This window comes from Roseateles sp. (assembly GCF_031397715.1).
GTDB lineage: Bacteria > Pseudomonadota > Gammaproteobacteria > Burkholderiales > Burkholderiaceae_C > Paucibacter_A.
The window spans coordinates 1-16,763 of the sequence record NZ_JANNMI010000229.1; the positions used below are offsets into that span (position 1 = coordinate 1).

At 65.8% G+C, this 16,763-nt stretch carries 18 protein-coding genes; 10 read left to right on the top strand and 8 right to left on the bottom strand.

Going from position 1 to position 16,763, the window contains the following annotated elements; all coding sequences use genetic code 11:
* Positions 1-549 (bottom strand): UvrD-helicase domain-containing protein (locus RMO57_RS09780; protein ID WP_310386126.1); only part of this gene is annotated, 549 nt, incomplete at its 3' end.
* Positions 550-649: 100 nt separating this feature from the next.
* Here RMO57_RS09780 and RMO57_RS09785 point away from each other — a divergent pair.
* Genes RMO57_RS09785 through RMO57_RS09795 form a run of 3 tightly spaced genes read left to right on the top strand, consistent with a single transcriptional unit; the run spans position 650 to position 1,636 of the window.
* Positions 650-922, top strand: a complete 273-nt coding sequence (locus tag RMO57_RS09785) for a YlcI/YnfO family protein (RefSeq protein ID WP_310386128.1) — start codon at positions 650-652, stop codon at positions 920-922.
* Positions 919-1,242, top strand: a complete 324-nt coding sequence (locus RMO57_RS09790; RefSeq protein WP_310386130.1) for a type II toxin-antitoxin system RelE/ParE family toxin — start codon at positions 919-921, stop codon at positions 1,240-1,242. The genes RMO57_RS09785 and RMO57_RS09790 overlap by 4 nt, the downstream gene beginning before the upstream one ends.
* Positions 1,229-1,636 carry a YchJ family protein gene (locus tag RMO57_RS09795; protein WP_310386132.1) on the top strand — a complete coding sequence of 136 codons (408 nt, stop codon included), beginning with the start codon at positions 1,229-1,231 and terminating at the stop codon, positions 1,634-1,636. The genes RMO57_RS09790 and RMO57_RS09795 overlap by 14 nt, the downstream gene beginning before the upstream one ends.
* A gap of 4 nt (positions 1,637-1,640) precedes the next feature.
* Here the strand turns inward: RMO57_RS09795 and RMO57_RS09800 are convergent, their stop codons facing one another.
* Positions 1,641-2,048, bottom strand: a complete 408-nt coding sequence (locus RMO57_RS09800; protein ID WP_310386133.1) for a hypothetical protein — start codon at positions 2,046-2,048, stop codon at positions 1,641-1,643.
* A 170-nt stretch (positions 2,049-2,218) separates the two neighbouring features.
* On the opposite strand from RMO57_RS09800, the gene RMO57_RS09805 reads away from it, so the two are divergent.
* Both RMO57_RS09805 and rarD read left to right on the top strand, forming a co-directional pair.
* The gene (locus RMO57_RS09805; RefSeq protein ID WP_310386137.1) at positions 2,219-2,953 is read left to right on the top strand and encodes a pseudouridine synthase; all 735 of its coding nucleotides are present in this window, start codon (positions 2,219-2,221) and stop codon (positions 2,951-2,953) included.
* Between the two features lie 31 nt (positions 2,954-2,984).
* Positions 2,985-3,869 (top strand): EamA family transporter RarD, encoded by an 885-nt coding sequence (rarD, locus tag RMO57_RS09810; protein WP_310386160.1) that lies wholly within the window; start codon positions 2,985-2,987, stop codon positions 3,867-3,869.
* Here the strand turns inward: rarD and RMO57_RS09815 are convergent.
* The 3 genes from RMO57_RS09815 to RMO57_RS09825 form a co-directional block, all read right to left on the bottom strand.
* Positions 3,792-5,600, bottom strand: a complete 1,809-nt coding sequence (locus RMO57_RS09815) for a diguanylate cyclase domain-containing protein (protein ID WP_310386139.1) — start codon at positions 5,598-5,600, stop codon at positions 3,792-3,794. The two genes, rarD and RMO57_RS09815, sit on opposite strands and share 78 nt — an antisense overlap.
* Complete coding sequence (locus tag RMO57_RS09820) at positions 5,597-6,652, bottom strand: ABC transporter substrate-binding protein (RefSeq protein WP_310386142.1); 1,056 nt, start codon at positions 6,650-6,652, stop codon at positions 5,597-5,599. The genes RMO57_RS09815 and RMO57_RS09820 overlap by 4 nt, the downstream gene beginning before the upstream one ends.
* Before the next feature lie 82 nt (positions 6,653-6,734).
* Positions 6,735-9,323, bottom strand: coding sequence for a cation-translocating P-type ATPase (locus tag RMO57_RS09825; RefSeq protein ID WP_310386144.1), 2,589 nt, complete (start codon positions 9,321-9,323; stop codon positions 6,735-6,737).
* Positions 9,324-9,437: 114 nt separating this feature from the next.
* Here RMO57_RS09825 and RMO57_RS09830 point away from each other — a divergent pair, with 114 nt between their 5' ends.
* Genes RMO57_RS09830 through RMO57_RS09850 form a run of 5 tightly spaced genes read left to right on the top strand, consistent with a single transcriptional unit; the run spans position 9,438 to position 13,150 of the window.
* On the top strand, positions 9,438-9,830 hold the full coding sequence (locus tag RMO57_RS09830) for a DUF1924 domain-containing protein (RefSeq protein WP_310386146.1): 393 nt from the start codon (positions 9,438-9,440) through the stop codon (positions 9,828-9,830).
* Between the two features lie 13 nt (positions 9,831-9,843).
* The gene (locus RMO57_RS09835; RefSeq protein ID WP_310386147.1) at positions 9,844-10,311 is read left to right on the top strand and encodes a diheme cytochrome c; all 468 of its coding nucleotides are present in this window, start codon (positions 9,844-9,846) and stop codon (positions 10,309-10,311) included.
* Entirely contained in the window at positions 10,283-11,020 is a 738-nt protein-coding gene (locus tag RMO57_RS09840; protein ID WP_310386149.1) for a cytochrome b/b6 domain-containing protein, read from the top strand. Before RMO57_RS09835 ends, RMO57_RS09840 begins: the two co-directional genes overlap by 29 nt.
* A 25-nt stretch (positions 11,021-11,045) precedes the next feature.
* Positions 11,046-11,720, top strand: coding sequence for a response regulator transcription factor (locus RMO57_RS09845; RefSeq protein WP_310386151.1), 675 nt, complete (start codon positions 11,046-11,048; stop codon positions 11,718-11,720).
* Positions 11,717-13,150: an ATP-binding protein gene (locus RMO57_RS09850; protein WP_310386153.1), complete on the top strand. Its 1,434-nt coding sequence runs from the start codon at positions 11,717-11,719 to the stop codon at positions 13,148-13,150. The genes RMO57_RS09845 and RMO57_RS09850 overlap by 4 nt, the downstream gene beginning before the upstream one ends.
* A 97-nt stretch (positions 13,151-13,247) precedes the next feature.
* Here RMO57_RS09850 and RMO57_RS09855 read toward each other — a convergent pair whose 3' ends face one another.
* The 3 genes from RMO57_RS09855 to RMO57_RS09865 form a co-directional block, all read right to left on the bottom strand.
* A complete protein-coding gene (locus RMO57_RS09855; protein ID WP_310386155.1) occupies positions 13,248-13,622 on the bottom strand; it encodes a hypothetical protein in 375 nt (124 codons plus the stop codon).
* A complete protein-coding gene (locus RMO57_RS09860; RefSeq protein ID WP_310386157.1) occupies positions 13,619-14,002 on the bottom strand; it encodes a hypothetical protein in 384 nt (127 codons plus the stop codon). Before RMO57_RS09860 ends, RMO57_RS09855 begins: the two co-directional genes overlap by 4 nt.
* 57 nt (positions 14,003-14,059) lie before the next feature.
* Positions 14,060-16,763 (bottom strand): efflux RND transporter permease subunit (locus RMO57_RS09865; protein ID WP_310386158.1); only part of this gene is annotated, 2,704 nt, incomplete at its 5' end.

Consider the following 16,763-nt stretch of genomic DNA (forward strand, 5'->3'; position numbering starts at 1 on the left):
CTTGGTCTGCTCGTCGCGTGGCTCGATATCGCCGGGGCGCTGGGCCTCCTCCTTGGCGCCGGCAATGAACCAGCCGACCTGCTTGGGCACAAAGCGCTCCTCGTCCAGCTTCATCGCGCGGATCACCCGCTTGATGGCCGAGACGGTGTCGGCGCTGTCCAGGATCTGAAAGCCCTGCGGCAGGCCCGCTAACTTCCAATGTGCGCGCAGGAAGCGGTTGCACAGGCCGTGGAAAGTGCCTATCCACATGCCGCGCACATTGACCGGCAGCATGGCGGTCAAGCGGGTCAGCATCTCCTTCGACGCCTTGTTGGTGAAGGTCACCGCCATCACGCCGGCGGGCGTGACTTGGGCCGTCTGCAGCAGCCAGGCGATGCGGGTGGTCAGCACGCGGGTCTTGCCCGAGCCGGCGCCGGCCAGGATCAAGCAGGGCTCGGCCGGCGCGGTGACGGCCGCGTATTGCTCGGGGTTGAGGTGCTTGAGCAGGCCGGAGGCGTCGGCATCACTGGGCGCGGGGGAGAACAGATCGTCTTGCGGGGGCAGGTTCATCTGGGCATTTTAGAGAGGCAATTGCTTGCAGACTTTTTGATCTACACTGGCGCATCGAATCGCAAATGCAACGCAACTCAACTCAACTCAACTCAAAGCCATGAAAACCGCCACCCTGCCCTCGCTGCGTGTCCAAGCCGATTTACGTGAGGCGGCCGAAGCTGTGCTGCGCGAGGGCGAGACGCTGAGCAGCCTGATCGAAACCGCGATGCGTGAAACCATTCACCGCCGCCAGACGCAGGCCCAGTTCATCGCCCGTGGTCTGCAGGCAGGCATCGCAGCCAAGCGCAGCGGTGTCTATCACCCGTCGGCCGAGGTTCATCTTGAGCTACAGACCCGGCTCGATGCGAGGCGCAAGCGAGTTCTGGGGTGAGCTTTACCGTCCATTACACCGATGAGGCGCGCTCCGACCTGCTGCGCCTATTCGACTACCTGCTCGACCAAGCCCAAACGGCGGAGGACTTTGACGCCGCCCAAGAAGCGTTGGACACCATCCGCAGCGAGATCGAGGTCCATCTGACGCGCTCGCCCTTCATCTTCCGCAAGGCCACTTGCGCGCCATCCAACCCGTTTCTGCGCGAGCTGCTGATCCCGTTCCGGCGCGGCGGCTATGTGGCGCTGTACGAGATCGACGGCGGCGAGCGCGTCAACATTCTGGCCCTTCGACATCAACTTGAAGATGACTACCACTGACAAGCAGAGCCCCTGCCCATGCGGCCGCCCGTTCAACTACGGGCAATGCTGCGGTCGCATTCACCACCAATTTGCCGCTACAGGTGAGTTGACTGCGCCCGATGCCGAAGCGCTGATGCGCTCGCGCTACAGCGCCTATGTGTTGGACTTGTTGGACTATCTTCTGGCGACTTGGCACCCCAGCACCCGACCCACCACATTGACTTCGAATGAGCCGGGTTTGCAATGGCTGGGTCTGCAAGTAAAAAAGCATGTTCGGCAAGATGCTGAACATGCTTTGGTGGCGTTTGTGGCCCGCAGCAAGCTGGGCGGCCGGGCCTACCGGCTGAGCGAGACCAGCCGCTTCGAGCGCGCTGGTGGCGTGTGGTTCTATATCGACGGCGATATCGGCTGATGGATCAGGCAAATTCCTGACGCACCAACATCGAGTTCAGCTCCCGCAGGGCCCACAGCAGGCCGGCACTTAAGGCCAAGCAGGCCACACCGAGCATCAAGGGCGAGCCACTCACCCAAGGCAGCACCGGCAGTGACAACAAGATCAGCGCCAGCAGACCCAAAGACAAGCGGCGACCCCATTCAAAGCGGCGCAACATGCCTTGCCCGGCGGCGATGGACGCGGCCGACGCCACCATCAGCAAGGCCTGGCCGACAATCAAGAACCAGCTGTGACCGGCTTTCGCAAAACCGCTCATCTGACCGAACAGATAACCGAAATAGCCCAGGCCGAGCAGGCCCATCAGCATCAAGGCCCAAGCCACGCCGCTGACCAAGGGCGAGCGATATCCAACGCGGAAAACTTTAGGCATGACGGGCTCCAAGCAGTTTGTTCAGACAGTTCAATCACACACACTTCGCATGATGCGCAAGGCGTGTGACAGCATTCTTTCGGCACCCGCGCATTCCCGCCATACCCCCTGAATGGGGTATCGGCGACATCTGTGTAAATTGGCACTCTCATAGGGCGGCGACCCCTCGCATGGGTCAAACATCACAAACGCATATGTTGCAAATCATCCACATCGACGAGCACCTCGTCGCCATCAACAAGCCGGCCGGCCTGCTGGTGCACCGCACGGCGCTGGACGCCCACGCGCAGCAATTCGCCTTGCAGATGCTGCGCGATCAACTGGGGCGCCAGGTCTGGCCGGCCCATCGGCTCGACAAAGGCACTTCGGGGCTGCTGCTGTTTGCGCTCAGCGCCGAGATTGCGTCGCTGCTGGGCCAAGCCTTCGAGCAGGGCCGCGCGCGCAAGCGCTACCTGGCGCTGGTGCGCGGCTGGCCCGCGGCGGCCAGCGGCGTGATCGAACACCCACTGGCACGCGACCCCGAACTGCCCTCGGCTGGCCAAACCCAGTTGAGCGCGCGCACCGACTGGCAATGTCTGGCGCAGATCGAATGGCCGTTCAGCGTCGACGGCCGCTTTGCCAGCAGCCGCTACGCGCTGATCGAGGCCTGCCCGCTGACCGGCCGACGCCACCAAATTCGCCGCCACCTGAAGCACATCGCCCACCCCATCATCGGCGACGCCACCCATGGCAAGGGCGCGCACAACCGCGCCGTGGCGGCGCACCTGGGCCTGAACCGCCTGTGGCTGCATGGCCTGGAGTTGGCCCTCAGCCATCCCGTCACCGGCGCGGCGCTGCTGCTACACGCACCGCTGGGCGGTGAGTGGCAACTTCTTAAAAATGCTGCACCGACAATGGGCCCATGAGCACATTCCCGTCCTCGTCCTCGCCCCAAACATGAACCGCGGCATCATCTACGCCGCCCTTGCCTATCTGGCCTGGGGTTTGTTCCCGCTCTACTTCAAGCAGATCGCACAGGTGCCCTCACTGGAGGTGGTGATGCACCGCACGCTGTGGTGCCTGGTCTTCATGCTGGGGATCCTGGCTTTCACGAAGCGCTGGGCCTGGTTGGGGGAGCTGCGTCGCACCCCAAAGGTGCTGGCGGCCTTCATGCTGTCGGCCTTGCTTTTGTCGGTGAACTGGGTGGTCTACGTCTGGGCCGTGCAAACCGACCATGTGCTGGACGCCAGCCTGGGCTACTTCATCAACCCGCTGGTCAATGTGGGCTTGGGTTATGTGTTTTTACATGAGCGCCCGCGCCGCCTGCAATGGGCGGCGGTGGGTATGGCCGCCGCCGGGGTCTTGTGGCTGACGCTGCAAACCGGCCGCCTGCCCTGGGTGGCGCTGGTGCTGGCGATCAGCTTTGGTTTTTATGGCCTGCTGCGCAAGATCGCCAAGCTGGGCGCCTTGGAAGGGCTGACGCTGGAAACCCTGCTGCTGGCGCCGATTGCTGTCGCGGCATTGGGCTGGTGGACCTGGACCGGCCAGAGCGCCATTTCGGCGGCCGTCAAGCAGGGCGAAGTCGCGACGATGGGCTGGTTGTTATTTGCCGGCCCGCTGACCGCGATCCCGCTTTTGCTATTCGCCGCCGGCGCGCGGCGCATCCCGATGGCGACGCTGGGCCTGTTGCAATACATCTCGCCGTCGCTGCAGTTCATGCTCGGCGTGTGGCTGTTTCATGAGCCGCTGCAGGCCTCACGCTTGCTAGGCTTCGCCTTGATCTGGGCGGCGCTGCTGATCTACACACTTGAGAGCTGGCTGCACACCCGCCGACGCGGCTGAGTCGATTACGCGCACCCCGCCCTGACCGACCGCCTTGGCCTCGTACATCGCCTGGTCGGCCTTGACCATGATTTCGGCACGGGTCTGGCCGTCTTGCGGGTAACGACCGATGCCTATGCTGGCACCCAGCGCCAGCTCCTGGCCTTGGTAGGAAATCGGCGCGGTCAGGCCATTCAAGAGCTTGTCGGCAATCGCCAGCACATGGTCCATGCTGGTCTGCGCATCCAGCAGCACCACAAATTCATCGCCGCCCAGCCGGGCCACCGTGTCCACCTCGCGCATCATGCCCAGCAGACGTTCGGCAACGATCTTCAAGACCGCATCGCCGGCGTCATGGCCGTAGCGGTCATTCAGCAGCTTGAAGCGATCCAGGTCAATGAACAGCACGCAGACTCCGCCACCATGGCGGCGCGCGTAAGCGATGGCGCTGTCCAGCCGCTCTTCCAGCAAGCGCCGATTCGGCAGGCCGGTCAATATATCGTGCTGGGCCAAGTGCTCAAGTGCTTCTTGCTTGCGCAGCAGGTCGGCCACTTGCTCGGTGATCTGGCCTTGCATCTGCGCAAAATTGCGCGCCAAGCTGCCGATTTCGTCCTTGCGCTCCAGCGGCAGGGGCCCGGGCGGCTGACCCTCGGCAAAGCGCTGCGCCGCCACGCTGACGGCATTGATGGGCCGCGTGATCGCACGTGCCAAACCGACCGCCAGGCCCAGGCAGAGCAGGCACAACAGGGACACGATTTGCAACAAGTCCCGCGCCAAGGGCTGGCTGCGCGCCAGAATCTCGGCGAGCGGCTGGGCCAGACCCAGCACCATACGGCTTTCATTTGAGTGAACCTTGATGGGTTGGCCGATAAAGGCCACCACCATGGGCGCATTGGCGTAGTCGTGCTCGCGCGCTTCAAACACGGCCGCATCGAGCTTGCCGCTGACCACATCGGCCGCCTGCCCAATTTCGTCTTGGATCAAGGCGCGGCGGCCGCGGTCGAAGCCGAATGTCTTGGTGGCATCGGGATGAATCAGGATGTCGCCCTCGCCATTCGCCAGAAACAACTGAAAGCCGCTCGGCAGATCGGTCTGCAGCAGCGCGAACATGCCGTTCAGGTCGATGTTGACGACGATCAGACCGGCCGCCATTGCAGCGCCTTCGGCCCGCACCGGCATTGCCAGTTGCAAGGTGGGTTGCTCCTGGCCGGCATTGGCGCCGCGCTCATGGTTGATGCTGATGCGCGACAGATAGGTTTGACCGGCGGCCAGCTTCAGCGTGTCCACCACATAGTCAAAATGACCCTTCTCCTGCAGCTCGTCGCCGCTGACCCGGATCAAGCCCGCCGACTGCTGATCCACCCGCACCCGCTCCAGCCCAAAGTCGCTGGCCGAGATCAGGCGCAGCTGGAAATAGGCCGGGTTGGCCAGCATGAACTGGCTGAACAGGGTGGCCATTTGATCGGCCGCCGCCGCCCGCTCGCCGACTTGGTCGCCCTGCTCAGCTCCCACCGCCAAGACCTGCAGCGCGGCCGGGTGCGTGGCCAGCACCTGCAAATTGCGGGTGATTTCCTCGCGGTTGAGTATGATGCGGCGCGCCAGCACCCGGGTCGAGGTCAGCAACTCCTGGCGGGCCGATTCAAGCAAGATCTCGCGGCTGGCTTGATAGGCATATAAGCCGCTCAAGCCCGCCGCCACCACGCCCACCAGCGCCAGCAAGACGCCCAGCTTGAGGGCAATGCCGTACTTCATAACGCCAGCACCTTGGCCAAACGGTCGCCCGAAACAATCCGGTGCCATAGCCGGTTGCGGCGCTCCTCACTTTCCACCGGTTGCAGCCAGATCAGCTTGTCGTCGGCCCGGTAGTCGGCCGATTCCTGGGTCGTGCTGCCCAGCCCTTGCCGGCTGGTCAGCAGGCGGCTGGCGGGTTCGTCAAGCAGATGGTTGATCCAGGCATGCGCGAGTCCGGAATTCTGCGTGGCACGCGCGATCACCCAGCAGTCCAACCAAGCCAACGCCCCGTCCTTGGGAATCAGATAGGCCGCATCGACGCCGGCCGCCTTCAGCAAGAGCAATTGCTGGCGGCCAAAATTGGCGAACATCAGCGCCGCTTGCCGGCTCTTGAACAAGGCCACCGATTCCTCCGGCTGGGTGTAAAAACCGCCCGCATTGCGCCGCAAGGCGATCAACTTTTCCACCGCCGGCAGCCAAGCATGCTCCGCCAACTTGAACGGCGCCGGCAGGCCCAGCGCCTGCGCGGCCAAGGAGAAGTTGTGCGTGCCGCCGTTGTAGGCAATCACGCGGCCGCTGAGCTGCTTGTCCCACAGCGCGGCGATGGATTCAGGCGGCTGCGGCAACCGCTTGCGGTCATAGATCAGGCCCATTTCGGCATAGGCAAAGGGCACGCCGACAAGCTCCTTGCCCGCGACGATGCCGGGAATGGCCCCGGGTTTGCGAAAGCGCGGCAGTTGCCGGGTCAGATTGGGAATCAGCCCGGTCTCCAGATTGGCCACCAAGCCTTGCTGGACATAGCGCTGCAGCTCGGCGGTGTTGACGGCAAAAACATCGAAGTTCAGGCCCTGCTTGGCGTTCATCTTCTGCCACAGGTCGAGGTCGGAGTCGATCAGCGTCAAATCAATCTGGGCGCCGGTGCGTTGCTCAAAGCTCTTGATGATCTCGGGCTCGGCGTAGCCGGGCCACGCCAAGATGCGCAGGCGTGGCCGCCCGTCCGCAGCCGCCGGGCGGCTCGCGGTCAGTAGAGCCGTCGACAGCCCCAGGCAAAAAACGCGTCGCTGCTTGTACATATCGCCCTAAAACGCCAAGGCTGCAGTGTGCCGCACCTCGGTGCTCAATGCTTGATTTGACTGCTTGCAGCGTATGAAGAAGTCACACGATTGAGCCCGGAGCGCGCTGGCTGCTCGGCAGCAACAGGCGTTTCAGCCCCTCCAGCAGCAGCAAGACCGCGACGCCAATCGCCAGGGCGGCGGCCAAGAGTTCGGCCGGCGGCAGCTCGAAGCGAAACACCGCGCGCAGCGGCGCCAAGCCCAGCACCAGCGCCAGCAATAGGGCCGTCGCCGCCAGCACCCAGCCGAGCATGCGGTTGGGGCGCAGCCAGGCTTTCAAGAGCGGGCCGGCAAAGCTGCGGTTGGCCAGGATCAGGGCCACATTGCTGGCCACCAACGCCACAAAGGTCAGCGCCCGCGCCAGCTCGGCAGCTATGCCCTGGGCCAGCAAGGCATAGAACCAACCGCCCACCACCGCCAGCACCAACACCCCTTGCAACAAGCTCCAGCCCAGCACGCCGCGCGAGAACAAGGGCGCGGCCGGGTCGCGCGGCGGCCGCGCCATCACATCGGCCTCCTCGGGCTCGGCCTCGAACACCAGCGAGCAAACCGGGTCGATCAGCAACTCCAGAAAGGCGATATGCACCGGCGACAGCATCAGCGGCCAGCCCAGCAGCAGCGGCAACAAGGACAGGCCGGCGATCGGCACATGCACGGCCAGCACAAAGGCCATCGCCTTGCGCAAATTGTCAAAAATGCGCCGCCCCAGCCGCACCGCTTGCACTATTGCGCCGAAGTTGTCATCCAGCAGCACCAGGCTGGCCGCCTCGCGCGCCACATCGCTGCCGCGCCCGCCCATTGCGATGCCGATATGGGCGGCCTTCAGCGAGGGCGCGTCATTGACGCCGTCGCCGGTCATCGCCACCACCTCGCCCTGTGCCTTCAGCGCCTCCACCAGGGCGAGCTTTTGCTCGGGCCGGATGCGCGCGAAGACATGGCGCGTCTGCACCTCGCGGCCCAACTCAGCCGCACTCAGCGCGGCCATCTCGGGGCCGGTCAGCGCCGCCTCGCTATTCACCAAACCGGCTTGGGCAGCAATCGCCATCGCCGTGGCCGGATGGTCGCCGGTGACCATCAAGACCCGCAGCCCGGCGGCGCGGCATTCGGCAATCGCCGCCGGCACCTCGGGCCGCAAGGGGTCGGCAAAAGCGCACAGGCCCAGCAACTCGAACGCAAAACCGCTGGGGTCGGCCGGCCACGCCGCCCCGGCCGCCCCTGCCGGCGCCGGCCAGCGCGCCTTTGCCACCGCCAACACCCGCAGACCGCGCGCCGCCATCGCCTCGGCTTGCTGCGTCAAGGCCTGGCTCGCCGCGCCGCTCAGCCGGCAGAGTGCCAAGACCGTCTCGACGGCACCCTTGATCGCCACCACCGGCTCAGCAGCCTCGGCCCGCCAGACATGGGTCATCGCCGGCAAGGCCGGGCTGAGCGCGTATTCATGCAACATGCGCCAGGCCGGATGCAAGGCCGTGGCCGGCAATTGCGCTTGCCCCAGCTCGACCAAGGCGCGCTCCATCGGGTCAAAGGGATCTCGCTCGCTGGCCAGCACGGCGAACTCCAGCAGCGCATGGAACTCAGTCGGCAAGGCCTGACCCTGCTCCATCGCCCACTGGCGCAGGCCGCCCGCCTCCGCCAGCGGCACGCTCAGCGCGGCCACCGCCATCTTGTTGGCCGTCAGCGTGCCGGTCTTGTCGGTGCACAGCACCGTGGCCGAGCCCAGGGTCTCAATCGTCGCGGAGCGCCGGCTCAACACCCGCTGGCGCGACAGCCGCCAGGCGCCCATCGCCATGAAGACGGTCAGAATCAGCAAGAACTCCTGCGGCAACATCGACATCGCCAGCGTGATGCCCGCCAGCAAGCCGGCCAACCAATCACCCCGCGTCAAACCATAGATCAATACCAGGGCCGCGCTCAGGCTCAAGCCCAGCACCGAAAAAATGCGCATCAAGTGGCGGGTTTGCAGATTCAGCGGCGTCGGCGGCGCGGCTATCTCAAGCAACGACTTGCCGATCTTGCCGATCTCGCTGCGCGGCCCGGTGGCCGTGACTTGCGCCCTGGCTTGGCCGCCCACCACCAGCGAGCCGGCGAAGACCAGGTTCTGCTCGTCTGCGGGGTGGCCGGCCTCAACGGCCTGCTTGTCCACCGGCAGTGACTCGCCGCTGAGCAGCGATTCATCGCATTGCAAGTCATTCGCCTGCAGCAGCAGCGCATCGGCGCCAACGCGGTCGCCCTCGGCCAACAAGAGCAGATCACCGCGTACCAGCTCGCGGCCGGCGATCCGCTCGGTCTGGCCGTCACGAATCACCAGCGCCCGGGGGCTGGTCAGGTCGCGCAGCGCCTCCAGCACGCGCTCGGTGCGCTGCTCCTGGCTGACGCTGATGATCACCGACAGCAACACAAACGCCAGCAGCATCAGCGCCTCGCCGCGATCTCCGAGCAGCAGATAGATGGCGCCGGCGGCCAACAGCAGCTGCAACATCGGCTCGCGGATCAAGTCGGCCAGGATGTGCCAAAGCGTGCGCTTGTGCGGCGGGCTGAGCAGATTGGGACCGTCCTCAAGCAGGCGCTTGGCGGCCGTTGCCCGGCTCAAGCCGTCGGGCGGGGAAGTGCGGTCAGCGGGGTCGGCATCGGTCATGCAATCATTCTCTGCCGGCGCCAAAGCTAGCGGCTGATGCAGCGCAAAGCAGCGCAAAGCAGCGCAAAGCAGCACCTTAAGAATGCCCTAAGGTGGCAAACGCAAGATGCAGCCATGAATAAGCGCACTCCCATCGCCATCGCTTGCCTGCTCTGGCTGGCCGCCACAGCCGCCTGCGCCGCTCCCGCCGATTTGCTGGCCGGCTACAGCGCCCAAGCCGGCCGCGCCTCAGACAGCGGACGCGGCCAACAGCTCTTCACCACCACCCAAGGCGGCGAATGGAGCTGCGCGTCATGCCATCACGCGCTGCCCACCGGGGCAGGTCGGCATGCCGGCACCGGCAAGGCGATTGAAGCACTGGCACCGGCCTTCAACCCGAAGCGCTTCAGCGACCCGGCCAAGGTCGAGAAATGGTTCAGACGTAACTGCAAAGATGTGCTGAGGCGCGAATGCAGCCCGGCCGAGAAGGCCGATGTGCTGGCCTGGCTGATCACGCTCAAACCCTGAGGAAACTCTCCCCATGAAGAATTGGCTATTTTTGACCCTGAGTCTGCTGGCCGCCGGCGCTGCCCGTGCCGATGACGACGGCCGGCGCGGCCCGGCCATCCCCTTGTTGCCCAAGTACCAGCAAGAATGCGCGGCCTGCCATCTGGCCTACCCGCCCGGCATGCTGCCGGCAGCATCCTGGCAGCGTCTGATGGCCACCCTGCCCAAGCATTTCGGCAGCGACGCCTCGCTGGACCCGGCCACCGTCAGCGAGTTGAGCCGCTGGCTGACGGCCAAGGCCGGCACCTACCAGCGCGTCGGCAGCGCAGCGCCGCCGGCCGACCGCATCACCCGCTCGGCCTGGTTTGTCCGCAAGCACGACGAAGTGCCGGCCGCGACCTGGCAACGCGCCAGCATCAAGAGCGCCGCCAACTGCGCGGCCTGCCACACCACCGCCGAACAAGGAGACTTCAATGAACACCGCATCCGCATCCCCAAATGAACTTTCCCAGGCCGCACCCGGCCGGCCGCCCAGTCGCCGCGTCATCGACGCACCGACCCGGGCGCTGCATTGGCTGCTGGCCTTCAGCTTCAGCGGTGCCTACCTGAGCGCCGAGAGCGAGCGCTGGCATCTGCTCCACATCACGCTGGGCTACACCGTGCTCGGCCTGGTGCTGACCCGGCTGGTCTGGGGCTTGTTCGGCCCCAAGCGTGTCGGCCTGGCCGCCTGGGCCAGCAAGCTGCGCGGCCTGCCGCAGCAGCTGCGCGCCTGGTCGCAAGGGCGCGGCAATCTGCTGGCCAGCTACCAAGGCCTCAACACCTTGCTGATCGTCGCGCTGCTCGGTTTTGCCTTGCTGGCCGCGCTGAGCGGCATGGGGCTGGAGCTGGAGTGGTTGTCAGGCAACCGTTTGGAAGAATTGCTGGAGGAAGTGCACGAGACACTTGGCAACGCCACGCTGGCCGTGGTCTTGGGCCATCTGGGCCTGATTGCCGGCATCAGTCTGCTGCGCCGCCACAACCATGCAGCCCCGATGCTGAGCGGCCGCAGCCCGGGCAAAGGCCCCGATCTGGTCAAGCAAAACCTGCGCCCCTTGGCCGCTTTGCTGATCGCCGCGGTGTTGGGCTTTTGGTACTGGCAATGGCAGGGCGCACCGGCGACGCTGAAGGACCGCCCCTCGATCAGCGCGCACGATGATGGCGACGACGACTGAACAGGCACACGGTCAATAATTGCTGATGCGAATCCTGCTTGCCGAAGATGATGCCTTGCTGGGCGACGGCCTGCGTGCCGGCCTGCGCCAGCAAGGCTTTGTGGTCGACTGGGTGCGTGACGGCCAAGCGGCCGAGCGCGAGTTGCGCGCTGAGCCTGACCGTTACGCTGCCGCCGTGCTCGACCTGGGCCTGCCGCTCAAAGATGGCCTGGACGTGCTGGCCGGCCTGCGCCGCGACAAGCTGACGCTGCCGGTCTTGGTGCTGACCGCGCGCGACGCGGTGCCGGAGCGGATCCGCGGCCTTGACCTGGGCGCAGACGACTATGTGGTCAAGCCGGTCGATCTGTTCGAGTTGGGGGCCCGGCTGCGTGCGCTGGTGCGGCGCTCGGCGGGCCAGCCGCAAGAGTTGCTGCGCGCGCAGGACGTGCAGCTCGACCCCGCCGCCCGCACGGTGCTGCGGGCCGGCGCGGCGGTGAGCTTGTCGACGCGCGAATTCGATCTGCTGCAGGCCCTGATGCTGGCGGCCGGCCGCGTGCTGTCGCGTGAACAGCTGGAGCAGCAGCTCTATAGCTGGGGTCAGGAGGTCGACAGCAATGCGGTCGAGGTGCATATCCACCACCTGCGCCGCAAGCTTGGGGCCGACTTGATACAGACCGTGCGCGGTGTCGGTTATGTGCTGCTGCGCGAGGCGGCGGCATGAAGACCCGCAAGCCCGCGTCCCTGCAAGGCCGGCTGGTCGCGCTGGTGCTGAGCCTGGTGCTGCTGATCTGGCTGTGCCTGAGCGTCTTGGTCTGGCTGGACGCCAGGCATGAGCTGGACGAGCTGCTGGACGGTCACCTCGCGCAGGCGGCCGCCTTGTTGGTGGCGCAGCAGCAAGGCGATACCGAGGCGGATGACGAGCCGGTCGACGCACCGACCCTGCACCGCTACGCCAACAAGGTCGCGTTTCAGGTTTTTCACGAAGGGCAGTTGCTGCAGCGCTCGGCCAATGCGCCGGCCACGCCGATGATTGCCTTCGACGAGGGCTTTCGCCAGGGCTTGCGCAGCACCCTGATCGAGGGCACACGCTGGCGCGTGTTTGCCGCCTTCGGGGCCGAGCGCGATGTGCAGGTCTATGTGGGCGAACAGATTGATTCGCGCTTGTCCATCCTGTGGGCGGTGTTGCGTGGCGTGCTGTGGCCGATGGCTTTGGCCCTGCCCTTGCTGGCCCTGGTGGTGTGGTGGGCGGTCTGGCGCGGCACCCTGCCGCTGCGCGAACTGGGGCGCCAGCTGACGGCGCGCTCGGCGCTCGATCTGGCGCCGCTGGCCTTGGCACAAACGCCGACCGAGATGGCGCCGATGCTGCAAGCGATGAACGATTTGTTCGAGCGCATCGCCTCCATGATGCAAGCCGAACGCCGCTTCACCGCCGACGCCGCGCATGAGCTGCGCACACCGATCGCGGCCATCCGCACGCAAGCGCAGGTGGCGCTGGCCGAGCCCGATGCCGAGCTGCGCCGCCATGCCTTGCAAGCAACCCTGCTTGGCTGCGACCGCGCCACCCGCCTGGTCGATCAGCTGCTGACGCTGGCCAGGCTGGAAGCTGGCGAACGGCCGCCAAGCCTAGCGATTAATTTGAGCGTACTGCTGCGCCAGGTGCTCGGTGAGCTGGCACCGGCCGCGCTGCAGCGCAGGCAAGACCTGTCGCTAGATTTGGGTGGCATCGACGCGGCCGAGATCAGCGCCAATGAGCCCTTGCTGCGAGCGCTGCTGCGCAATCTGATCGACAACGCGCTGCGCTACAGCCCGGCCGGCGCGCGCATCGAAGTGAAGCTGACGGTCTCGGCCGACCACATGCAGGTGCAAGTGAGCGACAGCGGCCCCGGCCTGACGGACGCCGAGCTGCAGCGCCTGGGCGAGCGCTTCTACCGCGTGCTCGGCCACGAGGCCAGCGGCAGCGGCCTGGGCTGGTCCATCGTGCGGCGCATCGCCGAGCTGCACGGCGCCACGCTGCAGGCACGGCGCAGTGAGCGGCTGGGCGGCCTGGAGGTACAGGTCGCCTTCCCCGCCCAAGCTCATGAGAAACAAAAAACCAAACCGGACGCTGAGCGAACAGCCGAGGATCGCAGAGCCCGCAGAGAACATCACTAAAGCCTTGCCGATCTCAGCGTGCTCCGCGTCGCTCTGCGGCCTCTGCGTCTCGTGTTTCTCCGCGAGCGCCGGACGCGGACAGGGGACTGGGATGCCCTCAGCGACTCAAGCTCAGCTTAAGTTCAATCGCATGGCCCGATTTGTTCGACCACATCCAGCAATAGTCCTGCTCGGACGCCACCTTCAACAGACCGGCAGCGCTGGTGGCGCCGTCGACCTTGGCCGGGTAAGTCACCTTCTCGCCCTCATGGAAGTGGATATTGAAGTTCAGCGCTCGCTCGGCGCTGAACTGCCAGGTGACCGGCTTGGCCTTGTCCAGCTTGCCGCAAACTTCGAGGAATTTGCCGGCTTCGAGGGGCCGGCTTTGCTCAAAGCGGCCGGCCTCGCTCCATTGAATCTCAATCAGCTCGGCCCTTGCTTGCCCACTGCACAGGGCCAGCGCGGTGGCTGCCACCGCCAGCAACGGCCTCATTTGATCGCAAAGCGGACCGTGACCGCCTTGCCCTCGACATTGCTCAGGCTGGCCACCACCTTGGCGCCGCTGGCAATCTTGATGCCGCGGGCTTCGAGCTTGTTGTCGCCGGCAGGCTTGATCTCCGCCTCCGACTTGGCGCCGCCGTTCAACACGGTCAGCTTGCCGCTGATGCCCGCCGAGCTCAGCGGCTCGTCATGGTCAAGCAAATAGATCAGCGCGCCATCGGCCAGCAGCACCAGCTCGAAGCTCACATCGCTAGCGACCTGCACCACGCCGCCATGCTGCGGCTTGGCGCTGCCGTGCGCTGCGGCGGTGTTGATGACCAGGGCGCTCAAGGCCACCGCCAGGGCTTGCGCCCACTGTCTTGCTTGCAACATCTTGATTGACTCCATCGGGTGCGGCGCCTTGCAACAGGTGGCGCCGCGAAACCTGCATCAGAACGCTTCGCGCTCCTGAGTATCCACAAGCAAACGCTCGGTGGCCGCTCGACCCAGCCGCCAGAACAGCAGCGGCGTCAACAGCGTGTCGAGCAGGGTCGAGCTGATCAAGCCACCGAAGATCACCACCGCGACCGGATGCAGGATTTCCTTGCCCGGCGCGTCGCCGGCAAACAGCAGCGGCGTCAGCGCAAACGCCGCCACCAGCGCCGTCATCAGGACCGGCGTCAAGCGCTCCAGCGAGCCGCGCACAATCATTTGCTGATCGAAGCGCTCGCCCTCGAACTGGCACAAATTGATGTAGTGGCTGAGCTTGAGAATGCCGTTGCGGGTAGCGATGCCGGCCAGCGTGATGAAGCCCACCAGCGTCGCCACCGACAGGCTGACGCCGGCCACCCACATCGCCGCCACCGCGCCAATCAGGGCGAGCGGAATATTCGCCATGATGATGGCCGCCAGCACGGCCGAGCGGTAGCGCGAGTACAGCACCAGGAACATCAGCGTCAGCGACACCAGCGACAAGCCCGCGATCAGCCGCATCGCCTGCTCCTGCGCCTGGAACTGGCCCTCCAGGCTGATGAAACTGCCCACCGGCAGGCTGGTCTTGGCGATCACCTGGCGGATATCTTTGATCACATGGGCCATATCGGTACCGGCGGCGCCGTCGGTGTTGGCGTAGACGACGATGCGGCGGCGGCCGTTCTCGCGCCCGATCTGGTTCGGCCCGTCGGCCTCCTCGACCGTCGCGAAGCTGGCCACCGGCAAGCGGCCGGCCGGCGTTTCGACCAGCATGCGGGCCAGATCCTGCGGGCCGCGCTGACTATCGGCCAGGCGCAGCACCAAGTCGTAGCGGCGCGGGCCGTCGACGATTTGCGCCGCGTGCGCGCCGTCGGTCAGGGTTTGCAAAATGCGCACCGCCTCGCCCGGCGACAGGCCGGTTTGCGCCAGCCGGCGCGGGTCTATGCGCACCAGCACTTGCGGGATCAGCACCTGCTTTTCAACCGTCAGGTCGACCAGGCCGGGAACGCTGGTGAGGCCCACCCGCAGTTGCTCGGCCAGGCCGCGCAGGGTGTCGGTGTCGTCGCCATAGATCTTCACCGCGATCTGCGCGCGCACGCCGGACAAGAGGTGGTCGAGCCGGTGCGAGATCGGCTGGCCGATGGCGACCTGCGCCGGCAGCACCGCCAGTTGGGCGCGTATCTGCTGCATCACGGACTCGCGGTCCAGCGGCTTGCCATCACGCTTGAGATCGACGTCGATCTCGGTCGAATGCACGCCCTCGGCATGCTCGTCGAGTTCCGCCCGGCCGGTGCGCCGGCCCACCTGGCTCACCTGAGGCAGCTCGGCAATCAAGCGTTCCGCCAGCGCGCCCATGCGGTTGGACTCGGCCAGCGAGGTACCCGGATTGAACAGCAGCGAAAGCACCAGGCTGCCCTCATTGAAGGCCGGCAAGAAGGCGCGCGGGAAAAACGGCACGCTGGCCGCCGCCACCGCCACCGCCAGCGCGGCCGCCACCATCAGCCGGCGCGCCCGCGGGAACGACCAGTGCAAGAGCTTGGCATCCCAGGCCTTCAGCTTCAGCACCAGCGGGCTGTCGCCATGATCGAGGCGCTTCATGCCCGGCAGCAAGTAGGTGCACAGCACCGGCGTCACCGTCATCGACACCAGCATCGAGGCCAGGATGGAGACGATATAGGCGATGCCAAGCGGCGAGAACAAACGCCCCTCGATGCCGGGCAGCGCGAACAGCGGCACAAACACCAGCACCACGATGACGGTCGCATAGACGATGCCGGAGCGCACCTCAACGCTGGCTTGGCGCACCACCTCCAAGATGGGCCGGGGCTGTGCCAAAGCTCGGTTCTCTTTCATGCGACGGAGAATGTTCTCCACATCGACCACCGCGTCATCAACCAGTTCGCCAATCGCAATCGCCAGCCCGCCCAGCGTCATCACATTGATGGACTGGTCCAGCCAGCGGAACACCAGCGCCGTCACCGCCAAAGACAGCGGAATGGCGATCAGCGAAATCAGCGTCGTGCGGGCCGACAGCAAAAACGCAAACAGCACGATCGCCACCATGATGGCGCCGTCGCGCAGCGCCTCGCTGACATTGCCGATCGAGGCCTGGATGAAGTCGGCCTGGCGGAACAGCACCACCGGCGCCGCCAAGCCCTTGGGCAGGCCTTGCTTGAGCTCGGCCAGCGCCGCTTCGATCTGGCCGCTCAGGCGCACGGTGTCGGCGCTGGGCTGCTTTTGCACGCTGACGATCACCGCCGGCGCACCCATATAGCCGGCATCACCGCGCTTGACCGCGGCCGCAAAGCGCACGCCGGCCACCTGCTCCAGCAGCACCGGCCGGCCGTCTTTCCAGGCCACCGCGACGCCGGCCAGATCCTCGACTTTGTTGCTGCGCGCCAGGTGGCGAATCAGGTACTCGCGGCTGTTCAAGTCGACAAAACCGCCGCCGGCATTGCCGGCATAGCCGCGCAGCGCCTGTTCGATCTGACTCAGCGAGACGCCGAGCTGCGCCATGCGCTGCGGGTCCGGCTCGACTCGCAGTTGCCGCACCTCGCCGCCGATCGGAATCACCTGCGCGACGCCGGGTATGGCCAGCAAGCGCGGGCGCAGCACAAAGTCGGCGTACTCGCGGGCCTGCATCGCATTGGCCTGCGCGTCCAGCGGCAGCGCGATCAGCATC